21 protein-coding genes and 2 pseudogenes are annotated in these 18,243 nt (G+C 33.6%); 12 read left to right on the plus strand and 11 right to left on the minus strand.

Annotated features, from left to right (window positions below; genetic code table 11):
- Positions 1-213: 213 nt before the first annotated feature.
- The gene (locus tag ACIQLB_RS00245; protein WP_400719617.1) at positions 214-1,035 is read left to right on the plus strand and encodes a squalene/phytoene synthase family protein; all 822 of its coding nucleotides are present in this window, start codon (positions 214-216) and stop codon (positions 1,033-1,035) included.
- Between the two features lie 219 nt (positions 1,036-1,254).
- Here ACIQLB_RS00245 and ACIQLB_RS00250 read toward each other — a convergent pair whose 3' ends face one another.
- A complete protein-coding gene (locus ACIQLB_RS00250) occupies positions 1,255-1,590 on the minus strand; it encodes a GyrI-like domain-containing protein (RefSeq protein WP_400719619.1) in 336 nt (111 codons plus the stop codon).
- Complete coding sequence (locus ACIQLB_RS00255; RefSeq protein ID WP_400719621.1) at positions 1,532-2,233, minus strand: hypothetical protein; 702 nt, start codon at positions 2,231-2,233, stop codon at positions 1,532-1,534. Before ACIQLB_RS00255 ends, ACIQLB_RS00250 begins: the two co-directional genes overlap by 59 nt.
- Before the next feature lie 279 nt (positions 2,234-2,512).
- Here ACIQLB_RS00255 and ACIQLB_RS00260 point away from each other — a divergent pair.
- Together ACIQLB_RS00260 and ACIQLB_RS00265 are read left to right on the plus strand one after the other, a co-directional pair.
- Positions 2,513-2,872: pseudogene (locus ACIQLB_RS00260) on the plus strand (site-specific integrase); the annotation flags it as partial.
- A complete protein-coding gene (locus ACIQLB_RS00265) occupies positions 2,838-3,311 on the plus strand; it encodes a hypothetical protein (RefSeq protein ID WP_400719623.1) in 474 nt (157 codons plus the stop codon). The pseudogene ACIQLB_RS00260 and the gene ACIQLB_RS00265, both read left to right, overlap by 35 nt.
- A gap of 274 nt (positions 3,312-3,585) precedes the next feature.
- Here ACIQLB_RS00265 and ACIQLB_RS00270 read toward each other — a convergent pair whose 3' ends face one another.
- From ACIQLB_RS00270 to ACIQLB_RS00280, 3 genes are all read right to left on the minus strand, one after another.
- Positions 3,586-3,756, minus strand: coding sequence for a hypothetical protein (locus ACIQLB_RS00270; protein WP_400719625.1), 171 nt, complete (start codon positions 3,754-3,756; stop codon positions 3,586-3,588).
- A 22-nt stretch (positions 3,757-3,778) separates the two neighbouring features.
- Positions 3,779-4,183: a GNAT family N-acetyltransferase gene (locus ACIQLB_RS00275; RefSeq protein ID WP_400719627.1), complete on the minus strand. Its 405-nt coding sequence runs from the start codon at positions 4,181-4,183 to the stop codon at positions 3,779-3,781.
- Between the two features lie 214 nt (positions 4,184-4,397).
- Complete coding sequence (locus ACIQLB_RS00280; protein WP_400719629.1) at positions 4,398-4,850, minus strand: NUDIX hydrolase; 453 nt, start codon at positions 4,848-4,850, stop codon at positions 4,398-4,400.
- 259 nt (positions 4,851-5,109) lie between these two features.
- Between ACIQLB_RS00280 and ACIQLB_RS00285 the strand changes: the two are divergent.
- The 4 genes and pseudogenes from ACIQLB_RS00285 to ACIQLB_RS00300 all read left to right on the plus strand — a co-directional run bounded on the left by ACIQLB_RS00285 (position 5,110) and on the right by ACIQLB_RS00300 (position 8,211).
- Positions 5,110-6,137: pseudogene (locus ACIQLB_RS00285) on the plus strand (IS1595 family transposase).
- 157 nt (positions 6,138-6,294) lie between these two features.
- The gene (locus ACIQLB_RS00290; protein WP_400719631.1) at positions 6,295-6,756 is read left to right on the plus strand and encodes a DUF2975 domain-containing protein; all 462 of its coding nucleotides are present in this window, start codon (positions 6,295-6,297) and stop codon (positions 6,754-6,756) included.
- Between the two features lie 148 nt (positions 6,757-6,904).
- Positions 6,905-7,330, plus strand: coding sequence for a cupin domain-containing protein (locus ACIQLB_RS00295; RefSeq protein WP_400719633.1), 426 nt, complete (start codon positions 6,905-6,907; stop codon positions 7,328-7,330).
- Between the two features lie 509 nt (positions 7,331-7,839).
- Positions 7,840-8,211 carry a hypothetical protein gene (locus tag ACIQLB_RS00300; protein ID WP_400719635.1) on the plus strand — a complete coding sequence of 124 codons (372 nt, stop codon included), beginning with the start codon at positions 7,840-7,842 and terminating at the stop codon, positions 8,209-8,211.
- Positions 8,212-8,405: 194 nt separating this feature from the next.
- Here the strand turns inward: ACIQLB_RS00300 and ACIQLB_RS00305 are convergent, their stop codons facing one another.
- A complete protein-coding gene (locus tag ACIQLB_RS00305) occupies positions 8,406-9,620 on the minus strand; it encodes a translocation protein TolB (protein WP_400719637.1) in 1,215 nt (404 codons plus the stop codon).
- Positions 9,621-10,270: 650 nt separating this feature from the next.
- On the opposite strand from ACIQLB_RS00305, the gene ACIQLB_RS00310 reads away from it, so the two are divergent.
- Entirely contained in the window at positions 10,271-10,492 is a 222-nt protein-coding gene (locus ACIQLB_RS00310) for a hypothetical protein (RefSeq protein WP_400719639.1), read from the plus strand.
- Between the two features lie 58 nt (positions 10,493-10,550).
- Here ACIQLB_RS00310 and ACIQLB_RS00315 read toward each other — a convergent pair whose 3' ends face one another.
- Positions 10,551-10,787 (minus strand): hypothetical protein, encoded by a 237-nt coding sequence (locus ACIQLB_RS00315; RefSeq protein ID WP_400719641.1) that lies wholly within the window; start codon positions 10,785-10,787, stop codon positions 10,551-10,553.
- Positions 10,788-10,851: 64 nt separating this feature from the next.
- Here ACIQLB_RS00315 and ACIQLB_RS00320 point away from each other — a divergent pair, with 64 nt between their 5' ends.
- Positions 10,852-11,052, plus strand: a complete 201-nt coding sequence (locus ACIQLB_RS00320; protein ID WP_400719643.1) for a hypothetical protein — start codon at positions 10,852-10,854, stop codon at positions 11,050-11,052.
- Between the two features lie 183 nt (positions 11,053-11,235).
- Here ACIQLB_RS00320 and ACIQLB_RS00325 read toward each other — a convergent pair whose 3' ends face one another.
- The 4 genes from ACIQLB_RS00325 to ACIQLB_RS00340 all read right to left on the minus strand — a co-directional run bounded on the left by ACIQLB_RS00325 (position 11,236) and on the right by ACIQLB_RS00340 (position 14,465).
- Positions 11,236-11,757 (minus strand): hypothetical protein, encoded by a 522-nt coding sequence (locus ACIQLB_RS00325; RefSeq protein ID WP_400719645.1) that lies wholly within the window; start codon positions 11,755-11,757, stop codon positions 11,236-11,238.
- 269 nt (positions 11,758-12,026) lie between these two features.
- A complete protein-coding gene (locus ACIQLB_RS00330; RefSeq protein ID WP_049666109.1) occupies positions 12,027-12,818 on the minus strand; it encodes an SDR family NAD(P)-dependent oxidoreductase in 792 nt (263 codons plus the stop codon).
- Between the two features lie 432 nt (positions 12,819-13,250).
- Entirely contained in the window at positions 13,251-13,580 is a 330-nt protein-coding gene (locus tag ACIQLB_RS00335) for an APC family permease (protein ID WP_400719648.1), read from the minus strand.
- 396 nt (positions 13,581-13,976) lie between these two features.
- Complete coding sequence (locus tag ACIQLB_RS00340) at positions 13,977-14,465, minus strand: metal-dependent hydrolase (protein ID WP_400719650.1); 489 nt, start codon at positions 14,463-14,465, stop codon at positions 13,977-13,979.
- Between the two features lie 212 nt (positions 14,466-14,677).
- Here ACIQLB_RS00340 and ACIQLB_RS00345 point away from each other — a divergent pair, with 212 nt between their 5' ends.
- The 3 genes from ACIQLB_RS00345 (at position 14,678) to ACIQLB_RS00355 (ending at position 17,886) form a co-directional block, all read left to right on the plus strand.
- On the plus strand, positions 14,678-15,922 hold the full coding sequence (locus ACIQLB_RS00345) for a ferredoxin reductase family protein (protein WP_400719652.1): 1,245 nt from the start codon (positions 14,678-14,680) through the stop codon (positions 15,920-15,922).
- Positions 15,923-16,018: 96 nt separating this feature from the next.
- Positions 16,019-16,645, plus strand: a complete 627-nt coding sequence (locus ACIQLB_RS00350) for a nitroreductase family protein (protein ID WP_400719654.1) — start codon at positions 16,019-16,021, stop codon at positions 16,643-16,645.
- A 1,094-nt stretch (positions 16,646-17,739) separates the two neighbouring features.
- Positions 17,740-17,886, plus strand: a complete 147-nt coding sequence (locus tag ACIQLB_RS00355) for a YrzI family small protein (RefSeq protein WP_082172726.1) — start codon at positions 17,740-17,742, stop codon at positions 17,884-17,886.
- The last annotated feature ends 357 nt before the right edge of the window (positions 17,887-18,243 follow it).

The raw sequence follows: 18,243 nt of genomic DNA on the forward strand, positions 1-18,243 counted from the left end.
ACAATCACTAGTTCGCTTATTGAAATCAATTTTTGCCATTGCTGTGCCCGTCCCTACCTGTAAAAATTACAACATCGTTATCAACACTCTCTTTGTCTTAATCTATACCATTTGAAAATAGTTGATTATAAATTGAACAATCTGTTTTATCTTTCATCACTTTTACGATACGATATACTATAGATGTGTTACCATTTGAACGGAGGAATACAAGTGAAAGATCAAAAGAAACTTTATAAAGAAGCGATGCAAGTTTTAAAGGATACTAGTCGCACTTTTTATATACCGATTACTTTTTTAAAAAATGATTTAAAATTGTCAGTGGCAGCCGCATATTTAGCAATGCGTGCTATAGATGAAATTGAAGATCATGAAAACCTTTCTAATGATGTGAAATTCGATTTACTTACGGCAACAAGCGAGTTATTAAGTGAACCATTTAATGCTGAAGCCTATGAAGCATTATTAGCGCCATATGCAGAGCAGCTACCTGAGGTATCTCTTCGTTTAGCAGATTGGCTAACGTTTTGTCCTGAAGGCTCACGTAAAATTGTCCAAGATTCAACGAGTGAAATGGCATTTGGGATGGCGAAGTGGGCAAAAGCAAACTGGCAGGTGCATACGCGAGAGGATTTAGATGATTATACATACTACGTTGCTGGGCTTGTTGGGACAATGTTGTCCGAGCTTTGGGCGTGGGGTGCAGACATTCAAACAGATCGCGATTTAGCGATTGGCTATGGCCGAGGTCTCCAAGCAGTCAATATTTTACGCAATCAGCATGAGGATTTGGACGAGCGTGGAGTAAGTTTCGTTCCTGATGGCTGGACAAGCGAAGATTTATTTGCATACGCAGAGGAAAATCTTGCGAAAGCTGATCTTTATATGAAAGATATTAATAAACGAACGGTATTATTATTCTGTCGATTACCACTTGCATTAGCCCACAAAACATTGAAGGCAATGCAAGAAGGTCGTGAAAAAATGTCACGAGCAGAAGTAGAGCAAACGGTTGAAGAGGTACAAGGTGACTAGAACCGTTGCCTTACCTTAAATAAACCACCTATCAAGTAGACAGTGACCATTATAAAATATTTAAACGGCTTGAGCCTGTATTTAATAGACTTAAGCCGTTTACTCGTTATTTAGTTCGTTCTTTATTACAAATCCAATGTTTGTTTATCAAGAAAATTTATACAAAAAATTTAATAAAAATGGTTTCACTGAAATAATTTCTCACAAGTTTGTCATGCATCATAGTTTTCGAAAGGGAACTTGGATTTCAAAGGTTATCTCATTCGGTTTATCCGTAATCGTAATATCTAGATGCATGATTTGCAATGCATCACCAGTGATCTGATAGCTGTTTTTGTTAAGATAATGAAGTATTTTTCTTAAACTTTCACTACGACTCGACAATAATTCTCCATTGTAACGGATACATGCAAATAATCCCCCTGGAATCGTTAATTGATATGTATTTGGAATATCTTCCTTGTTTTTTGCCACGATGAAAATAGTGGAAGGTTCCTCAAAACGCCCCAATTTTAGATTCGTTTCTTCGATAATAATGCCGTCTGTTGGTAGCAAGAATCGGTGTCTTCTCCGTAAGCATATTTTCTAAATTCAATACACCATAACAAAGTTCGAAGTTATTATTGATTTTCTCATGCAAGGTAAGTAATCGCCTACTTTTCATTTCACAGAATATGACTTTCTGAAGTTCACTTTCTCTTTCCACTTGTTCCAAATAGGCAATCTTCCCCCTGATGTTTTCTTCCATCTCGTTCAATTCTTTCAGATTTGAAACAAGTTCTGCGTGTTTGATTTTCATGATATCTAACGATTTACTGAAATTGCGTTCATTAAGATATTCCTTGATCTCATCTGTAGTCATCGTTTCTTCAGACAATGTAGTAAGAGAGTCGAAGCCAAGAAAACTGAAACAAAGAATTGATGCTCCTGCCAAAATCACTGGCAATTTGATTTCTGCATTGAACAAAGGCTGAATGGAAAAAAGTGTAACTGCTCCTACATCTGCCAATAAGCTTTTGATCGTCAAAATCCAGAAGATGAAAACAAATATGACTTGTGCAATAACAAAAATCTTACCAGTGGATGCGGTGAACTTAACACCCAAGATGCTAGGTATTACAATAGTTGCAGTTAATAGGATAATCCACAGGGCGTGAGGGACTCCAGGGAATATTGCATTTAAAAAAACAGTAGACATTACTCTGTAAGGTTAAAAACAAGTAATTGTACATGGTGTTTGATTCGATCATAACTTGTTTATAATGTTGCACAAATTATGAAGATGTACATTACTAAAATAAATTTTAGTGGTGTACATTTTTTATTTTGTTAAGTATTACATTGTAATTTATTAAAGTATGTACCATATTACAAAGTAAAAAGTTAAAGTAATATTAGTTGTTTTTAATTAGTGGAGGTGAATGCTTTTGTATTGGTATGAATACTGCCCAAAGCATATAGAAAGCAAGTATCGTATGTAAGAAGCCCAAAAGAGTTACAAGAAGAATTAGACGATTACATGGAAAAAGTCGGTGTGTTTAATAAGGTATTAGGTGGTACATGTGTAACTGATTACGTTTGCCCCACTAAAATGGAATGTTTGGGTTGTAAAGCGAAAGTACCTGAACCGGACCAAGAAGATGAACTTTTAGAAGTTATTCAATTATCAAAAGATATGGAGAAACGCTTCAAGCAGATGGGGTTAGAAGTTGAAGTTCGTAAAGCGAAAGAAATGGCAAAGCAAGCAAAAATCGAACTAAAAGAGATTGGCTTGATAAAACAAGATAGAGAGGAACGTCATTATGAACCAATCACAAAGCGCAATCCATTCAGATAAGCGGCAATGGATTGATAAAGTGTATCAAAAACGTAGAGACCGTTCACTTACTATTGGTATTCAAACGATTGATTTTCTCGTAGAACAAGAGATTCCAGTAACTTATCACAACATTAGTGAGTATTCAAAAGCGTTTGATGAAAAAGGAAAAGGCATCCATCTAAATACGATTAAACGCAATGAAGAACTACATTCTTATTATCGAAAGCATAGCAGAACGTATAAAGTAAAAAACACGCGTAAAAAACCAGTAATACCTTCTACATTTGACGAAGCATCTATAAGAAGGATTTCATCTAAACGTGATGTAAATATCACCAAAAAGAGGTATTTGCAGCTTTCAAAAGAGGATTTGGTGAATAGATTAATAGCAGTTGAAAAATACATTGCAGAAAATCAAGAACGATGGGTAACTAATCAATTTGAGCAGTTCAAATAGATAATTAACGAGATACAAAACTAGCCTTGTTAAATTACTTTTAACAAGACTAGTTTTTAACTATCTTGTTCAACTAAAGTCCTCGTGTAGCTTTAGAATAAAAAATCCCCTTCAACCTTTATTTATCAGAAAGTGCAAAAACTCCATTTTTAAAAAAGCTTGTTCAATTAAATGAGCCTTATTCAACTAAAGCACCCGATAGTTTAAGTGCAATATTTCACAACGATTAACTTTCTTTCATTCTGTTACAATCAACTACTTGTCAAACTGGAATTTATATATCATTTTCTATAAAATGAACAGCATATTTATTCCAGTATTCTTTATACACACGAGCATTTTGCCCGTCAAAGTTTAATTGATACATTCGGAATATAACCAGTATATCTTTAGGCTGCCATTGTTCTTCAAAGGAATATTTATATTCCATACCTAACTGCTTCATAACTCCGCCACTGCGAGGATTTTCAATATCGTGAGTAGCAGTGATATAAAGAAAACCGTCTTTTTTTTACTTGTTCAACAACAGCTCTACTCGCTTCTGTTACAATTCCTTTATGCCAAAATTCTTTTCTCAGTCCATACCCTAAATCGTGGTTCTCTTCAATACTCACGTTTACATAGCCTATTGGTATATTATCTTCCTTTAAGCAGATAGCATATTTATATCCTTTTGACTGCTTATAGGCTTCGATATATTTGTCTTTGAAAAAATTCTCAGCTTCTTCCAATGATTTTAAAGGAAACCACGGCAAATAGGTATTCACTTCTTCATCTTTGTAGATAGCAAATAGGGCTTCTATGTCATTTTCAGTGAATTTTCTTAATACCAAACGTTCTGTTTCTAAAGTTGGTGTATTATGATTTTTCATATTTGACTTCCTTTCAAGTAACTGTTTATCTATAATTTACTCTTTATCAAGATTGTACCATATATAGGCTCTCTCTATTTTGCTGAACTAACCTGCCCCGTTAGTTCAATAAAGAAAAAAAGAGCTGCCTATGCAACTCAAAGATCTTCAAGTAAAGCACCCCGTTAGTTGAAGAAGAAAAGTGAAGCTTATTCAACAATCGCGGCCGTTTGCTTTATAAAAACTTATGTAAATATTCATTAACAATTGGTAAATCTGGTGGACTGATATTCGAAGGAAGGTCAGTCATATTAAAGAATTTTAAGGCATCAACTTCATTTTCTTCTCTTTTTAATGTCCCTTTATAATCTCTACAAATATAAGCTGCTACTACATTATGTACTTCATCACCATGAGGATATTTATAGTAGAATTCTTGTCCAGAAAAAACATTGAACAAGGTCAAATCATTTGCAATCAAACCCGTCTCTTCTAATAATTCTCTTTTGGCTACTTGTTCTAATGCTTCCCCGATCTCCATGGAACCACCAGCCAATCCCCAACAATTATTGTCCTTACGAAGTTGTAGCAGTAATTCATTTTTACTATTTACAAGAATTACACATGCACCAGCCATAATTAGAGGACGACTGCCCACTAAATTTCTTAAATCCATAATGTATCCCATGGTTTCCTCCAATATCAGATATATTTTAATCTAATTGTTAATTATTAATTTTAACATAAAAATCCAATTAAAAGATTGATCAGATATTCAATAATCTGGCCCGATTGTTGAACACAAGTTAAACAGCACTATTCAACTAACCTGCCCCGTTAGTTGAAGAACAACAATCTTTAAGAAAGGCTGTTTTCTTATAGATTGTTGCTCTCTTGAAAATACTGAATATGGTTGAATATAATGCATTTTCAGGAGGCGTTCAATAATGTGGAGATATGTATATGAAGCAGTTGGAGAATTAGGAAAAGCAGATCAACTAGCCTTATTTAGGGCAATGAAACAAGATCTATATCCAAAAGAGGAAAATAAAATGGACGAATTACTTCCTAAGATCAAGGAGTCTCGCTTTTCGCCTGGTTTAGGTTGTCTTCATTGTGGTAGTACTGCCGTAAAACGTAACGGTAAATATCGTTCTAGACAAAGATATTTATGTAAGGACTGCGGAAAAACATTTAATGATATGACAAATACGCCTTTTTCAGGTTCGCGTTATCCGGAAAAATGGATTAAATACATTAAAATGATGATAAACGGTGTTACATTACCCAAGATTTCAGACTCTTTAAAGATTCATATATCTACCATTGGAGACATAAGATTTTAAACGCTTTAGGAAGTCACGGCTTCAACCAATTATCTGGCATTATTGAAGGTGATGAGACTTTCTTTCGCGAATCTTTAAAAGGTCGTAGATTTACACATCGCAAACCAAAAAAACGAGGAGAAAAGGATGAAAAACGAGGAATTTCAAATCAGAAAATTGCTGTAGTTGTAGCACAAGATCGAAATAACAATATTATTGCGAGGATGGCGGGTAGAGGTCGTGTGAAAGCAGAAGAAATTGATGGGGTTATCGGGGATTATATAGCCCATTCTTCTTTATTATGCACGGATACAGCTACCAACTATAAAAAATTTGCAGCAGCAAAAAATCTAAAACACGAAACAGTTAATCTTAATCAAAATCAACGAGTAAAAAAAGGGATATTCCACATACAACACGTTAATAACTTCCATCGCCGTTTGAAAGGATGGATGGAACGTTTCCAAGGCGTTGGCACATATTATTTAGATAAATATCTTTATTGGTATCGTCGGCTTGAGTTACATAAAAAATTAGCATTTGAAAATCGGGTAGAGCAAATGCTTATTTCAGCTTGTCAAAAATCTAACTATTTCACAGTTGAAGCATTAAGAAAAGGTAAAGAGCATCATTTATCAGATGCTTTTTAAGCGGATTCAGTGGTTTAATGTTATTCATCTAACGAAGCAGGATAATTCAATAAAAACCTGTGTTATTGGATATTTTTTAACCAACATAAATGTTTTCGGGAACCTTCAGAATTTTCTGACGTTATATTGATAACTATAAAAATTAAGGGGGAATACTATGCAAAAAATCAATTCCACCATTTTAAGTTCAGTCATTGTTTTAATAGGTACTATCATTTTGTTATTGTGTGTGTTTGTTTTGCCAAGGGCAGCACAGGAAACCGTACTAATACACCCAGAAGTTGCATATCTAAGATATCCGATTTTATTAGGAATGTATGCGACAGCGCTGCCCTTTTTTTATGCAATTTATGAAACAGTGAAAATGATTCAAGTCATTGAGCGTAAATCTATCTTTTCAAGTCGCATTGTTCAAGGATTAAATCATATAAAATATTGTGCATTTGTCATTATTGTTTTGTATGTCTTAGGAATTTTTTCCCTTTATTATGCAAATGCGTTACCACCAGTAATTGCGGTAATGGGATTTGGTATACTTATCGTTACAATAATGGTGGCGGCAGGATCAGCTTTTATAAAAAATGTACTTATAAAAAATCAATTGAAGTTATCTAATTGATGAAAGACCACTCCGAGGCCAGTGGTAGCTATTGCAACATACGCTGCGTATCTTTATTCGAAGTGAATGACTATCCGTTCCAACTACTAATGCGTGCTTCATTTATTCATTATGATACAATTATTATAATAACTAAGAAGGTGATTATGTGAGCTCAACAAAATTACTACTAGAAAACAATAATGGAGTTTTCTTATATAAAAAAGATTTCAGTCAAGAGAGCAACTGGCGTTCAGATGATTGTTATAAATTTATTTACTCTTTAATGGGAACTATAGATTATCAGACGAACAGAAGTCAGATTACCCTTAATAATCAACAATTTATTTTATTTAACCCCCAAGATGAACATAAACAATTAGCAATAGATGACAGAAAATTTTTAATCGAATTAAACCCTTCTTTTCTTAATGAAGTTTCTCAAGATCTCTATCCTGTTTACAAAGATATTCAGTTTGCTACAAGTACCCAGAAAAACTCTCAGATATCAAATTGGGTTAAGTTCGTATTAGATTTTGCACAACTCGAAAAAGATGACAAAAGATCAATGGAAATATTTTTGGAACACAGATAATACATTTCTATTATTTCTTATAACTTTTAAATACACATAAAATCACCTCTTATTGAGAGTACTTTTTATTTGGGGTGATTTCTTTACTAATCTTGTTAGATTTTCTTGCAAGATTATGATGTACTTACCATTGTTTTTTTAACTTTATTGTACTAACCTGCTCCGTTAGTTAAAGAGCAACAATCTTTACGAAAACAGCCTTAAGAAAAGAGCCTAAAACAAAAAGGCAGATTTAATCTACAAAACTGTAGAATAATTTCTCCCCCTTTACTGAAATAAAAAAATAGCGAACATTTTAGGAATAGTGTGATTTACATACTATCTATTCTCTATTAGTAATTATTCTTACTCAGCCCTCATAACATCAAACTTACAAATTACGATTTTTCATACTTATTCATCAGAACATTCTATGCTGTGTAGATATTTTGTAATTCATTCTCTTGTGTGTGGTTTTTTGAAATTTAGTTGAATATAATTCCTTTGAAAAACAAGAGAGGATGAAGTTTATGATTAGGCAGGTTAAATATTCTTATTATGATAATGGGGTTTATATACTTTCGAAGGAGGAGATAGCAGATCTAAAACCAGTAGAGATATCTCAGAACTTCTTGAGTGAATATGAATATTTTGTTACACGTCATATTATATGTGAAGATCAAGAAAATATATGGCAAGTACTTTATAGTGAAATAAGGGATCTCCCCGAAGTTAAAGAAACTATTATGGAAGCGAAAGATAATGGTTTTCACGATGTTATTATTTATATTAAAACTCATACGTTAACTTATACGGTGTTTGAAATATTCATCCACAAGCTTCACAAATTAAAATTTGTAAATGAAATACTCCAAATTATTAAAGCAAGAAAAATTAGTTAGGCAACGATATCAAACAAATTTGCAGAGCTAATCTACAAGTGTAGAATTAACTCTGCATTTTAACCTTACCATATTTTGAAAAGTTAGGTTAGCGAGAGAATCACATAAGGTTTATCTTCTCTTGTTAAATCATTAAAGTCTTGGCCTAGATCTTGCATTAATGATTTTTTTAGCTCCTGAATTCCTTGTTCCAGTTACTTTTTATAGAAAAAGGTTGGTGGAGAGTCTACATTTTTTAACCACCGATGTTCTTGAGCATCCATACTATCTTTAATCCAAACATCTCCTCGGTCTTCTTTTTCGGATGTTCGATACCAAGTAATAGTTGAGCCAACTACTTGAGGTGTATTGTCTATTTTATTGTTTGGAAATGTAAGCTGCTTTTGTTCTCCTGATTCAAGATTAATTACATACAACGCTGTAAACATAGTTGGAACCGGTCCCACTTTCCACGCTTTGTTTTCTTTCGCCCGAGCAACAATTATTTCATCTGGAGAAAGCCATTCTAAATCTAGGTCTACATATCCTTTAGGTGTGTAGTCCTTTTGTTTATTCAATGTAGGAATCTCGGTAACGGCTGTACTTTTGTTTACAACAAAAAATCTTCCTTCACCCGATATGAAGGCTAGTTGATTTCTTGTAGGAGCCCACTTTATCCATTTTTCATACCCGAGCATTTTCCCTATAACTTGAAAGTGATCTCCAACTGATGAAAGTACACCTAATATATTGCTATCATTAGACCAAGACGCAGTTGGTGTTAATAGAAAGCTAACCCAGCTCCCATCAGGGCTCCACTTAAAATAATTAGCATCAATTGCAAATAAGTCGGGTGTATTTGTTTGAATGGTGTAAAAAGGCTTGATTTTATTCGTATCTAGATTGGCATCTACGGGCACTTTAAAAAGACGAACTGGTTCCCATCCAATAGGAAGTAAATTAGATTGAGATGAAACGATAAACGCTTTTCCATTGGGGAACCATTCAAAATCACTAACACCTAGGGATACATTTTCAAAGCCGTGTGGTCGCCCATTTTTTGTTTTTGTAACACTCAAGACACCACCCGAATTGTAAGCTAGTTGATTTGATGTTGGCGACCATTTTATTTGACTTGTTTCAATTGATGGATACGGTTGATAGCTTTCCTTTTTCTTTAAATCATAAATATACAGATACGTTTTTTCTCCATTCTCGTTACCTGCTAAATAGGCAATATACTGACCATCTTTTGACCACTTTGGAGAGGATACATACTTATCTGTTGTAAGCTGTATTTCTTTATCTCCTTCCTTCATCCATAGCTGATGATTTCGTATATAAGCAGCTTTAAGAAGAACTTCAGCAGAAGCATCTATTGAAAGATTAAAACTAACGAATAGTATTAATAATAAAATTCTAATTGTCATTTATCACACCTCTGCTTTTTTCATTTTCTCGACCTCTTTTTAGAGATATTGTTTCCGAACATTGTTCAATTATTCTGCACCGTTAGCACAAGAAGAGATTGCTCTAATTGAACAATCTTCCTCAATAGTTGTGGAGCAATAATCTTTTAAAAAGGCTGTTCAAGATTGTTGCTTTCAAATGTTGTGTTTCCATTGGGCGCAGATAATCTTTTTTTGAAGGTGAAGAGAAGGATATGTTTAGGGGAGTCGGTATGGTAATTGAAAAAAAGAGCCTGAGCTTTTATGCTAAGGCTCTTTCCAGTACCGAATGTGGATTAATAACGTTTATGTAGATTTAAAGGTTTTTTCTAGCTGCATACCGAATTTTAATAATTAGGGATAATTACAATTTTTGTAACTGGAAGTTTTGAGAGGATGGTAAAAGTGGCTGCATAGCTTGTGTAGCATAATAGAATCTCAATATGATTGATAACTGAAAGGTGAAATGATATCAAGGAAGCTTTCCACCGGCTATCGTTCCTCCACTTTAGAGGAACATAGGAAAGAGAGTAGAATATATAAAGAATATGTTTTAATATCCATACGTTCGGGAAAAATATGTACAAGAGGTAGAAATAATTTCAAAGCAGTTAGCTAAGGAGGTTGCCATTGTGAAACCAGAAACCACATTTTTAACAAAAAGCGTAGTATGGACTATTGATGGCAAACAATATATAGTCGAAAAAGTTCCCTATTCTGAATTAAATGCTGGAGAGAATGAATACTTCGATATGGACGTTGCCATTCGTTTAACGATGCTACGTGATTTAATGTTTATAGGAGACATACCTTCTAAAGTAGATTATAGTATTGTAGCGAATTTTGAAGTTTAGCCAATTCTTATATACATAATTCAAAAAAAACCTGATTTTTAAATTTGGTGTCTCATTTCTAAACAGCGCTCTCTAAATAATCTTTATGTTCCTCCGTGATCTTTGACAAAAATTTAGTAGTCGTTTTAATTGATACTTCTCCTTCCAAATCTGTTCCGAGTTCTTTGACCATTCGTTTTAGAACATAAGCTTTAAAGCACTCAGAACCTTCTGAGGGCTCTTCACGATCCCGTTTATCATAAAGTTCATCAATAAGTTCAGTCGCTGCTGTCACCAATTCATTGCCTTCTAACATTTCAGATTCATCAACTATTCGATTTGCAAAATACTCTTCAGAACACTCAAACATTACTGAATGTATGGCAGCAATGAAAACTGAGTTGAAGTCTGAAATAGCTGAGATGAGACAAGAAATGACAGGAATGAATCAACGCTTTGATAAACTTGATAAGGCGATCGAGGGCTTGAAAATGGATATAAACGAGTTCAAAACACTTTCGACACAAGAAAACGATAGAATATACAACAAACTGAACACTATTGAAAGTCAAATGAAGTAGTTTTATATCAAGTAGAACTAAAACCCCCTGTAAGGGTTGCTAGTGCCATTCAAATCGACGAGTTCTCTTATGAATGAGAGTTTTTTTATTTTGGCTGTTTTCTCAAAGATTGTTGCTTCTGGTTTATCTATCTTATTCAACTAAAGCTACCCGTTAGTTGAATAACATAACTTCCAATTTGAATTAATAATCAATTGAATTGGCTATATCTATCAAGGTTTCAGGAGTAACTTTATCTGATACTCGTTTATCAATACTTAGCATATACTGCCAATCATCTCTCTCGAAAACAAGCACATTAAATCCTGAAATAGTCATATAAGTGGCTACACTTCCATTTTTTAATTCAAAGGTTTTTACCACGTACTTCTCTCTTATAGGAATATTATTCTTTATCGGTCGAACGTCAATTTTATAATGATTTTCGGATAATTGATCATTTATAAACGTCACTTCAAATGAGTCATTAATATCGCCAAACCTACCAAAATGATGTGTAAAGCTTATTGGTGGTACCCTAAGCGGAAGCTTAAGTTTTTGTTTGAAATGCTGTTCAAAATCTTCCAATGCAGCTTCCACAGTTTTGTAACCTATTTCAGGATAAATTTCTTCATAAGGACTGGGTTTATCGTTTGCAGTTGCATATATGGTCAAGAAAAAAAACAAACAAAATGAAATCAACAATAGTGAAATAGATCTGGTCATTTTCTAACACCTCAATGTATTTTAGGTGTAGTATTCCCAGCTTCATTAAAATTAAATTGACATTTCTTGTTCAACTAAACTGCCCCGTTAGTTCAATAAGAAAAAAAGAGCTGCCTATGCAACTCAATGATCTTCAAGTAAAGCACCCGTTAGTTGAAGTAATCTAACGCTTTTTTTGCAAATAATAAAAGCAATATAATTACTTGCATATTATTCATTTAACTGATAAAAAATCTATGGGAATTAACGAATCTATTTGTAACCGTAAACTACTTACTTTGCCTTTGGAATTTCTTCATAAGACTTTCAATTAGTGGTAACCTTATACACTTTGGTAAAAATCGTACTAACCCTTGAAAAATAATACTATTCGTCATTCCTGGTAATAAGGAAGTCTTAACTCCAAGAGAACTAAGAGTCAAAATAGCGACTTTTTCGGGTTCCATAAGGCCGGGTGTATTAATTCCTGAACGTTCTTGAAATTTAGTATTCATTGCTCCGGGACATACGGTTAAAACATCAACATTGTACTTTTTTAACTCTTGTGATATAGTTTCCCCAAAGTTTAACAGTGCTGCTTTACCTGCTGAGTAAACACTCCATAATGGCACAGAGGTATAAGCAACTGCAGAAGAAACTAAAATGACTCCACCCCGACCACGTTTAACCATCTCATTAACAAAAAAATGTGTAAGTGCCATTGGGGTTTTTAATATGGTTTCAAGCAGTTTACTTTGATTCTCCCAATCTTCACAATGAAATTCCCCAGTAATGCTATAACCGGCATTGTTGATCAATAACCCTACCTCTAATGGTCGAGTCACTTTTTTAATTTCAGAAATAGAATCTGAAGTTGATAAATCCGTCGCAATTGTTTTGACTTGAACATGATATTGATTCCTGATCATTTCTTTGGTTTGTAAAAGAGTCCTCTCGTCACGTGCAACTAATACTAAATGAACGCCCTTTTCTGCTAATAAGTGAGCAAATTGATATCCCGTCCCTGATGTAGCACCAGTTATAACTGCCCATGGACCATATTTTTTTATAAAATCATCCAATATAACACCTCCTGAGTAAATACTCAACATAGTTCAAAAATTCCCCACTCCATTTATCTCCTTCTCCTTTAAAGACGGTACCACTGTTATCATTATTACAAGATGCTAACAGTAACGAGAAACTCATAAAGTATTAATATCTTTTTCAAATCGAAAACCACCTTTACTAATTTTCCCAATAAATATATAAGTTCTCCTTAGAATAAATAAATCCTTCTTCAACTATTCTGCTCCGTTAGTTGAAGAAGGTACGATTTTACACCACAATTATACTACAATTAATTTTAACAAATATTCCTAAATATAATTTTAATCACAAATAAAAGCTGAACTAATTTCTGCATTAGTTCAGCTTAAAAAGAACTCATTATAATGTTGCACATTTTATAAAGAATACTGATGTAACAAGCGAATTACTTTAACTCTTGACTTTTAATAAAATAAACAAGTGACCATTGGTGTCAACATATAATCCAACATGATTGCCCAACCGATAAGAAACCCAAGTTGTGGATTAATTGATTTTTGTGTGAATGTATAAGCCGAACCCGCGATTGGAAATGCTTTTGCCATCTTTCCATAACTAAAAGCAGTGAACAAGATTGCAAGAAAAGCGATAACATACGCTCCCATAATGACACCTTGGGAAGTGACAGTTGCGATTCCATATGTATTGAAGAATACCATCGGGTTATTCCATGCAATCCCTAAAAATACAACTTGAGACAAAGTCAGTGTTCGCATTAATGTTTGTCGTTTCATAATAGTTCCCCCATCCACCTTCGTAATTTTAATCTTCCGAAGATTCTGATTTCTATTGATATTGACTATAAAGGTTTGTGTTACACAAAGGTCAATAACCAAATTATAATTTTCGTTAATGAAAAAACTCTCCGTAGAAATACAGCAAAATGCAGTAATAAGTGGGACTCTAACGAGGTAAAGCTACATATCCTACGAAGGTTATTTTTTATGATATTTCTTTAGATGGGCAAAACTTTTCAAAAAATCCTTTCATGACGAATTGCTACTATTTTTAGTAGACATTGATTAACGCTTCACTTCTGAATGAAGAAAAAATACTCCCCCTTAGATAAACAGATCTTTTATCTGTCTACCTAAGAAGGAGCATCTCACTCTAATATTGGATTCCTTTGCTTAAACGGTATCAATAAGCTTAACAATCATTTCATAGCTAAAAAAGACTGAAAGCATCGTTAACAACATAAATACTACCTTTTCAACTTTACTACCCGTTTTTGTAGTAAGTGGTAGGCGTACTGAAATAGATACTGGGAAGAACAGCTTAACACCCTTCTTCGTCCCCATATCAAGGAAAATATGACTTGCCATTCCTAATAAAATACCTAGCGAAATGGATTCGTAAGGTATAAATGTATGTAGTAGCATCCAAATCAAAAATAAAAAAAGCAAACTATGTGTAAAGGAACGATGTCCAAACAGCGAATTCACAGTTTTTGATATGATGGGAAACTTCCTCCCGATTTTACTACCACCATGACAAATATCTGGAAGTAATGCACCGATAACACCTGCTCCTACTAAAACAAGCGGATTATCATTAGAAATTTGTGCAAAAGCAAGGCTAGCCGTGATGCCCCCGATAATATGTGTATTCCCTTGCATTATTTGCTCCTTATGTCTCTATATTTTCACCCTTCTTAATTTAACACACTCCAGCGCAAAAGGGAACATATATTCCGAACACACAATCCCTTTTTTTATACCTACTCACAAAATCTCTCATATAAAATTAAATTAAAAATATCAGAAACATTTCAGGTTCTCATTGTATATGTAAGATGATTAGAGATAAAAATGAATATTGGAGGTTATTTATGAAATCTATTAAAGGCATTTTATTTATCATACTAATAATGAGTAGTAGCGCTTTACTGTGGTATTTTGCTACACCTATAGAGCCTATCCAGGCAGTTAACAGGCTCAGTCACATCATTGGAGGCATGGCCATCACAGGCTTCTTTCTTGTCTTTTTGTTAGCAACAAGAATGAAAATTTTTGAGCGTTGGTTCCATGGTCTAGGAAATGTTTATTTTTATCATAAATATTTAGCAATACTTTCACTAGTATTAGTGGTTATTCATGGGCAATTACAAGGTCTGGTCCCCCACTGGGATAAAGTACAAAGAACTTCACTCAGTGAATTTGCGAAAGAACTAGGATCACTTGGCCAATATGGTTTCATAGCACTTATTTTGATTGCGCTTTTGGCTAAATTTCTAAAATATGAGCACTGGCGGATCTTTCATCGATTATTGCTTATCCCTTATGCATTTGGAATTTATCATGCCTATTTTTCAAGCAGATACGATTTATTGCAGCCTACACCTTTAGGAATTTTTACCGCAATTACTGCGACTATTGGATTTATGTCGGCATTATATATGTTAACGATGTATCAAGATATGTTTTTTAAATATAATGGCCACATTACGGGAATCAAAAAATTTGGCTCCAATGTTATTGAACTGGAGCTAACACTTGATAAAAAAATACCATATCGTCATGGACAATTTATTTTTATCAAGATTTTGCAAGATGGCATAGAAAAGGCGCCTCATCCCTTTTCAATTTCAGGTGGCGACGGAAAAAAAGTATTTGTCTCTATTAAGGCTCTTGGTGATTTCACAAAAAAAGTATATGATTCAATTCAACTGAATACACCAGTCACACTTGATGGTCCTTATGGTCATTTAAATTTTGAAAATGAGTCGCAACAACAAGTTTGGATAGCAGGTGGCATAGGTATTACCCCATTTTTATCTTATTTGCAATCACAGCCCGTCGATCGTGATATTGAATTATTTTACACTTATCAAGGTCAAGACAATGCTATTTATAAAGAATTTTTACAGGAGTATGCAAAATCTAATCAACAATTCAGAGTGAACTTTATTGATACTACTCAAATGGACAGGCTTTCATTTGAAAACTTTTCAGTGCCAGCGCAAACAAGTATTTTTATGTGCGGCCCTGAAAAAATGCTAAAACATTTTGCCAAACAATTGAAATCCCGCAATAAAGATATAAGCATAAATTTCGAAGCATTTAAATTTAAGTAAAAAGGCAAACCAATCTAATTCGAGCAATTTACTTGGAATTTAAAAAAGAATGTCGTATAGTAAAATATCATAAATATAAAGGAGATTTTATTAACGATGACTACAACTAAAAGTTATATAAATAAAGTAATGCACGATCGTAAATCTGTTCGTAAGTATGAGGCAAATTTTAAAATTCCTCAGGCTAAATTAGAGGAATTACTTGTAGAGGCAACAACCGCTCCGTCATCAAGTAATTTACAACCTTGGCGCTTTTTAGTGATCCAAGATGAGGCAGTAAAAAAAGAACTACGTTTAATTGCTAATAACCAGGAGCAAGTAGAAACTGCGTCTGCCATCATTGCGGTATTAGGTGATACTGAAATGTATAAAAATGTAGAAGAAGTCTATACAAAAAACTTCGAGCTTGGCTATATGGATGAAGCAACAAAAAATATGATGATTGAAAATTCATTAAAGATTTATTCAAATCTTCCTAAAGAAGTTCTTAAAAATATAGCTACATTTGATGCAGGCTTAATTTCTATGCAAATCATGCTTTTAGCAAAGGATATGGGCTATGATACGGTTACAATGGGTGGTTTCAATAAAGAGGCTTTTGCACAGCGCTTTGAATTAACAGATAATCTAGTGCCGATCGTCTTAATAGCCATCGGAAAAGCAGCATCACCAGCTTACGGCTCTTCTCGTTTAGCGCTAAATGACATTGCAAAATTCATTTAATCGCGAGATAAAGACAGTATCAATTACGCTTTGGTATCAAACGTCCACTGAATGTAAATAAAATGTTCTTTTTAGAATAAATACGATACACTAAATATAGAATAAAAAAGACTGGATGCGTCAACATCCAGTCAAAGCAACAATCATGCCGCAACCATAGCGGCTGACCAAGTTAAAGTTGTAGAAATAGTCACCTTACTTAGCCGGCAGGGTGGCTATTTCTTTTTATTTTGAGAGACAATAATGCTAAGCATCAGTGTCAGTACTGCAATTAGCAAAAGACTACACTGCCCTTTAAAAGAAAAAGACCGTTCCCAATGTTAGTTTGGAATAAAGTTTGATCTAAAATATCCCCAAAATCCATATTTTAAGTTAAATGATAAGAACTCTTTTTGAAAAAAGATTGATCAAAACGGGTTAATTCTTTGTGAAATACTATGCGATTTTTATAATAAAGTTTGATCATTTTCTACCTAGTAATTCTAAAACAATCGCGCCCAATTGTTGAAGATTGGTTTTCAACTAAAGCCCCCTTTACTTTAAGTACAAAAATTCTCAAGCACATTAAAATTCCATAAAGATCCAGTTGTCGTTTAGGTTTTCCTTTAAATTGTCCTTAAATTTAATAATTCTAAACCATTTCTGAAATCCCTGTCTTAATAATAATTATGTTTTTTGGCTTTAAGTCTTCTCTATCTTCTATTTGCTACTCCGAAAAAATCAAGTAACTAACAATGTAAAGCAGCAAAGAGTTTTCCTAGTCATTAACACAATCAGGAAAACTTAGTAAAAGATGTTTACAAACAACTTAAAGTTAGATATGCTTACAAAGCAAACAAAAAATTCTTAAGGAGGTCGAATGAAATGATCGTTATCGTTAAATTGATGTCATTGGTAGTTACAACTTCAGTAAAAATGAAAATCACACATTCGACCAGATCGGAATGGATCGCTTAAGGATTTTTTTGTAATTAAGCATACCCATACCGCAGGGAGAAGTGTGCCCCTGCGGTATTTTTGTGCCTTTTTTCACCGTAGGGGAGTCTCTCTACGGTTTTTTCATTTTTCATGGTAATTTAAGGAGGTGATAATAAATGATATTAAACATTTTTGCTCTCACGATAACTATTACAAAACGTGAGATCTCTCTTGAGAAAGCACTTCATAATGAAAATGCGAAAAAAATCTTTGAGGAGAACCGAAGAAAAGTAGAAAATTATATTCGTATTCGTCAATATTAATTTTGTTAATTAAAAAACATGAAAGGTGGGAATTGAAATGATTTATATGATCAAAAGACGTCATGCAGTTTTATGGGTGGAGAAAGACACAGCCACCAGATGAAGTAATATAAAGTGACAATATAGCTATTTAATTTTATAATCTCAGTAAAGCTAACCCGTTCTAATCTAGGACGGGTTGCTTCATTTTGCACTTTTTTAAGCGATATTTTACACATACAACTTGATGTAGTTTAAGAAAATGCGGAATTACAATGTTAGGGAAATTCTAATTCTAAAAAGCGTAATTCCTCGATACTAAAATTGAATTTGGAAATTTTTAGATTAATTCCATTATTCTGCCCCGTTAGCCATCCA

The sequence above is a fragment of the Lysinibacillus sp. NPDC092081 genome (assembly GCF_044755845.1).
Taxonomy (GTDB): domain Bacteria; phylum Bacillota; class Bacilli; order Bacillales_A; family Planococcaceae; genus Lysinibacillus.

What these genes read in the sequence shown, in the direction of transcription:
- ACIQLB_RS00255 (WP_400719621.1), bottom strand. Translation starts at nt 2,233, where the DNA reads ATGTCTACTGTTTTTTTAAATGCAATATTCCCTGGAGTCCCTCACGCC.
- ACIQLB_RS00265 (WP_400719623.1), top strand. Translation starts at nt 2,838, where the DNA reads ATGAACCAATCACAAAGCGCAATCCATTCAGATAAGCGGCAATGGATT.
- ACIQLB_RS00270 (WP_400719625.1), bottom strand. Translation starts at nt 3,756, where the DNA reads ATGAAGCAGTTAGGTATGGAATATAAATATTCCTTTGAAGAACAATGG.
- ACIQLB_RS00275 (WP_400719627.1), bottom strand. Translation starts at nt 4,183, where the DNA reads ATGAAAAATCATAATACACCAACTTTAGAAACAGAACGTTTGGTATTA.
- ACIQLB_RS00280 (WP_400719629.1), bottom strand. Translation starts at nt 4,850, where the DNA reads ATGGGATACATTATGGATTTAAGAAATTTAGTGGGCAGTCGTCCTCTA.
- ACIQLB_RS00290 (WP_400719631.1), top strand. Translation starts at nt 6,295, where the DNA reads ATGCAAAAAATCAATTCCACCATTTTAAGTTCAGTCATTGTTTTAATA.
- ACIQLB_RS00300 (WP_400719635.1), top strand. Translation starts at nt 7,840, where the DNA reads ATGATTAGGCAGGTTAAATATTCTTATTATGATAATGGGGTTTATATA.
- ACIQLB_RS00305 (WP_400719637.1), bottom strand. Translation starts at nt 9,620, where the DNA reads ATGACAATTAGAATTTTATTATTAATACTATTCGTTAGTTTTAATCTT.
- ACIQLB_RS00315 (WP_400719641.1), bottom strand. Translation starts at nt 10,787, where the DNA reads ATGTTAGAAGGCAATGAATTGGTGACAGCAGCGACTGAACTTATTGAT.
- ACIQLB_RS00320 (WP_400719643.1), top strand. Translation starts at nt 10,852, where the DNA reads ATGGCAGCAATGAAAACTGAGTTGAAGTCTGAAATAGCTGAGATGAGA.
- ACIQLB_RS00325 (WP_400719645.1), bottom strand. Translation starts at nt 11,757, where the DNA reads ATGACCAGATCTATTTCACTATTGTTGATTTCATTTTGTTTGTTTTTT.
- ACIQLB_RS00335 (WP_400719648.1), bottom strand. Translation starts at nt 13,580, where the DNA reads ATGAAACGACAAACATTAATGCGAACACTGACTTTGTCTCAAGTTGTA.
- ACIQLB_RS00340 (WP_400719650.1), bottom strand. Translation starts at nt 14,465, where the DNA reads ATGCAAGGGAATACACATATTATCGGGGGCATCACGGCTAGCCTTGCT.
- ACIQLB_RS00345 (WP_400719652.1), top strand. Translation starts at nt 14,678, where the DNA reads ATGAAATCTATTAAAGGCATTTTATTTATCATACTAATAATGAGTAGT.
- ACIQLB_RS00350 (WP_400719654.1), top strand. Translation starts at nt 16,019, where the DNA reads ATGACTACAACTAAAAGTTATATAAATAAAGTAATGCACGATCGTAAA.
- ACIQLB_RS00355 (WP_082172726.1), top strand. Translation starts at nt 17,740, where the DNA reads ATGATATTAAACATTTTTGCTCTCACGATAACTATTACAAAACGTGAG.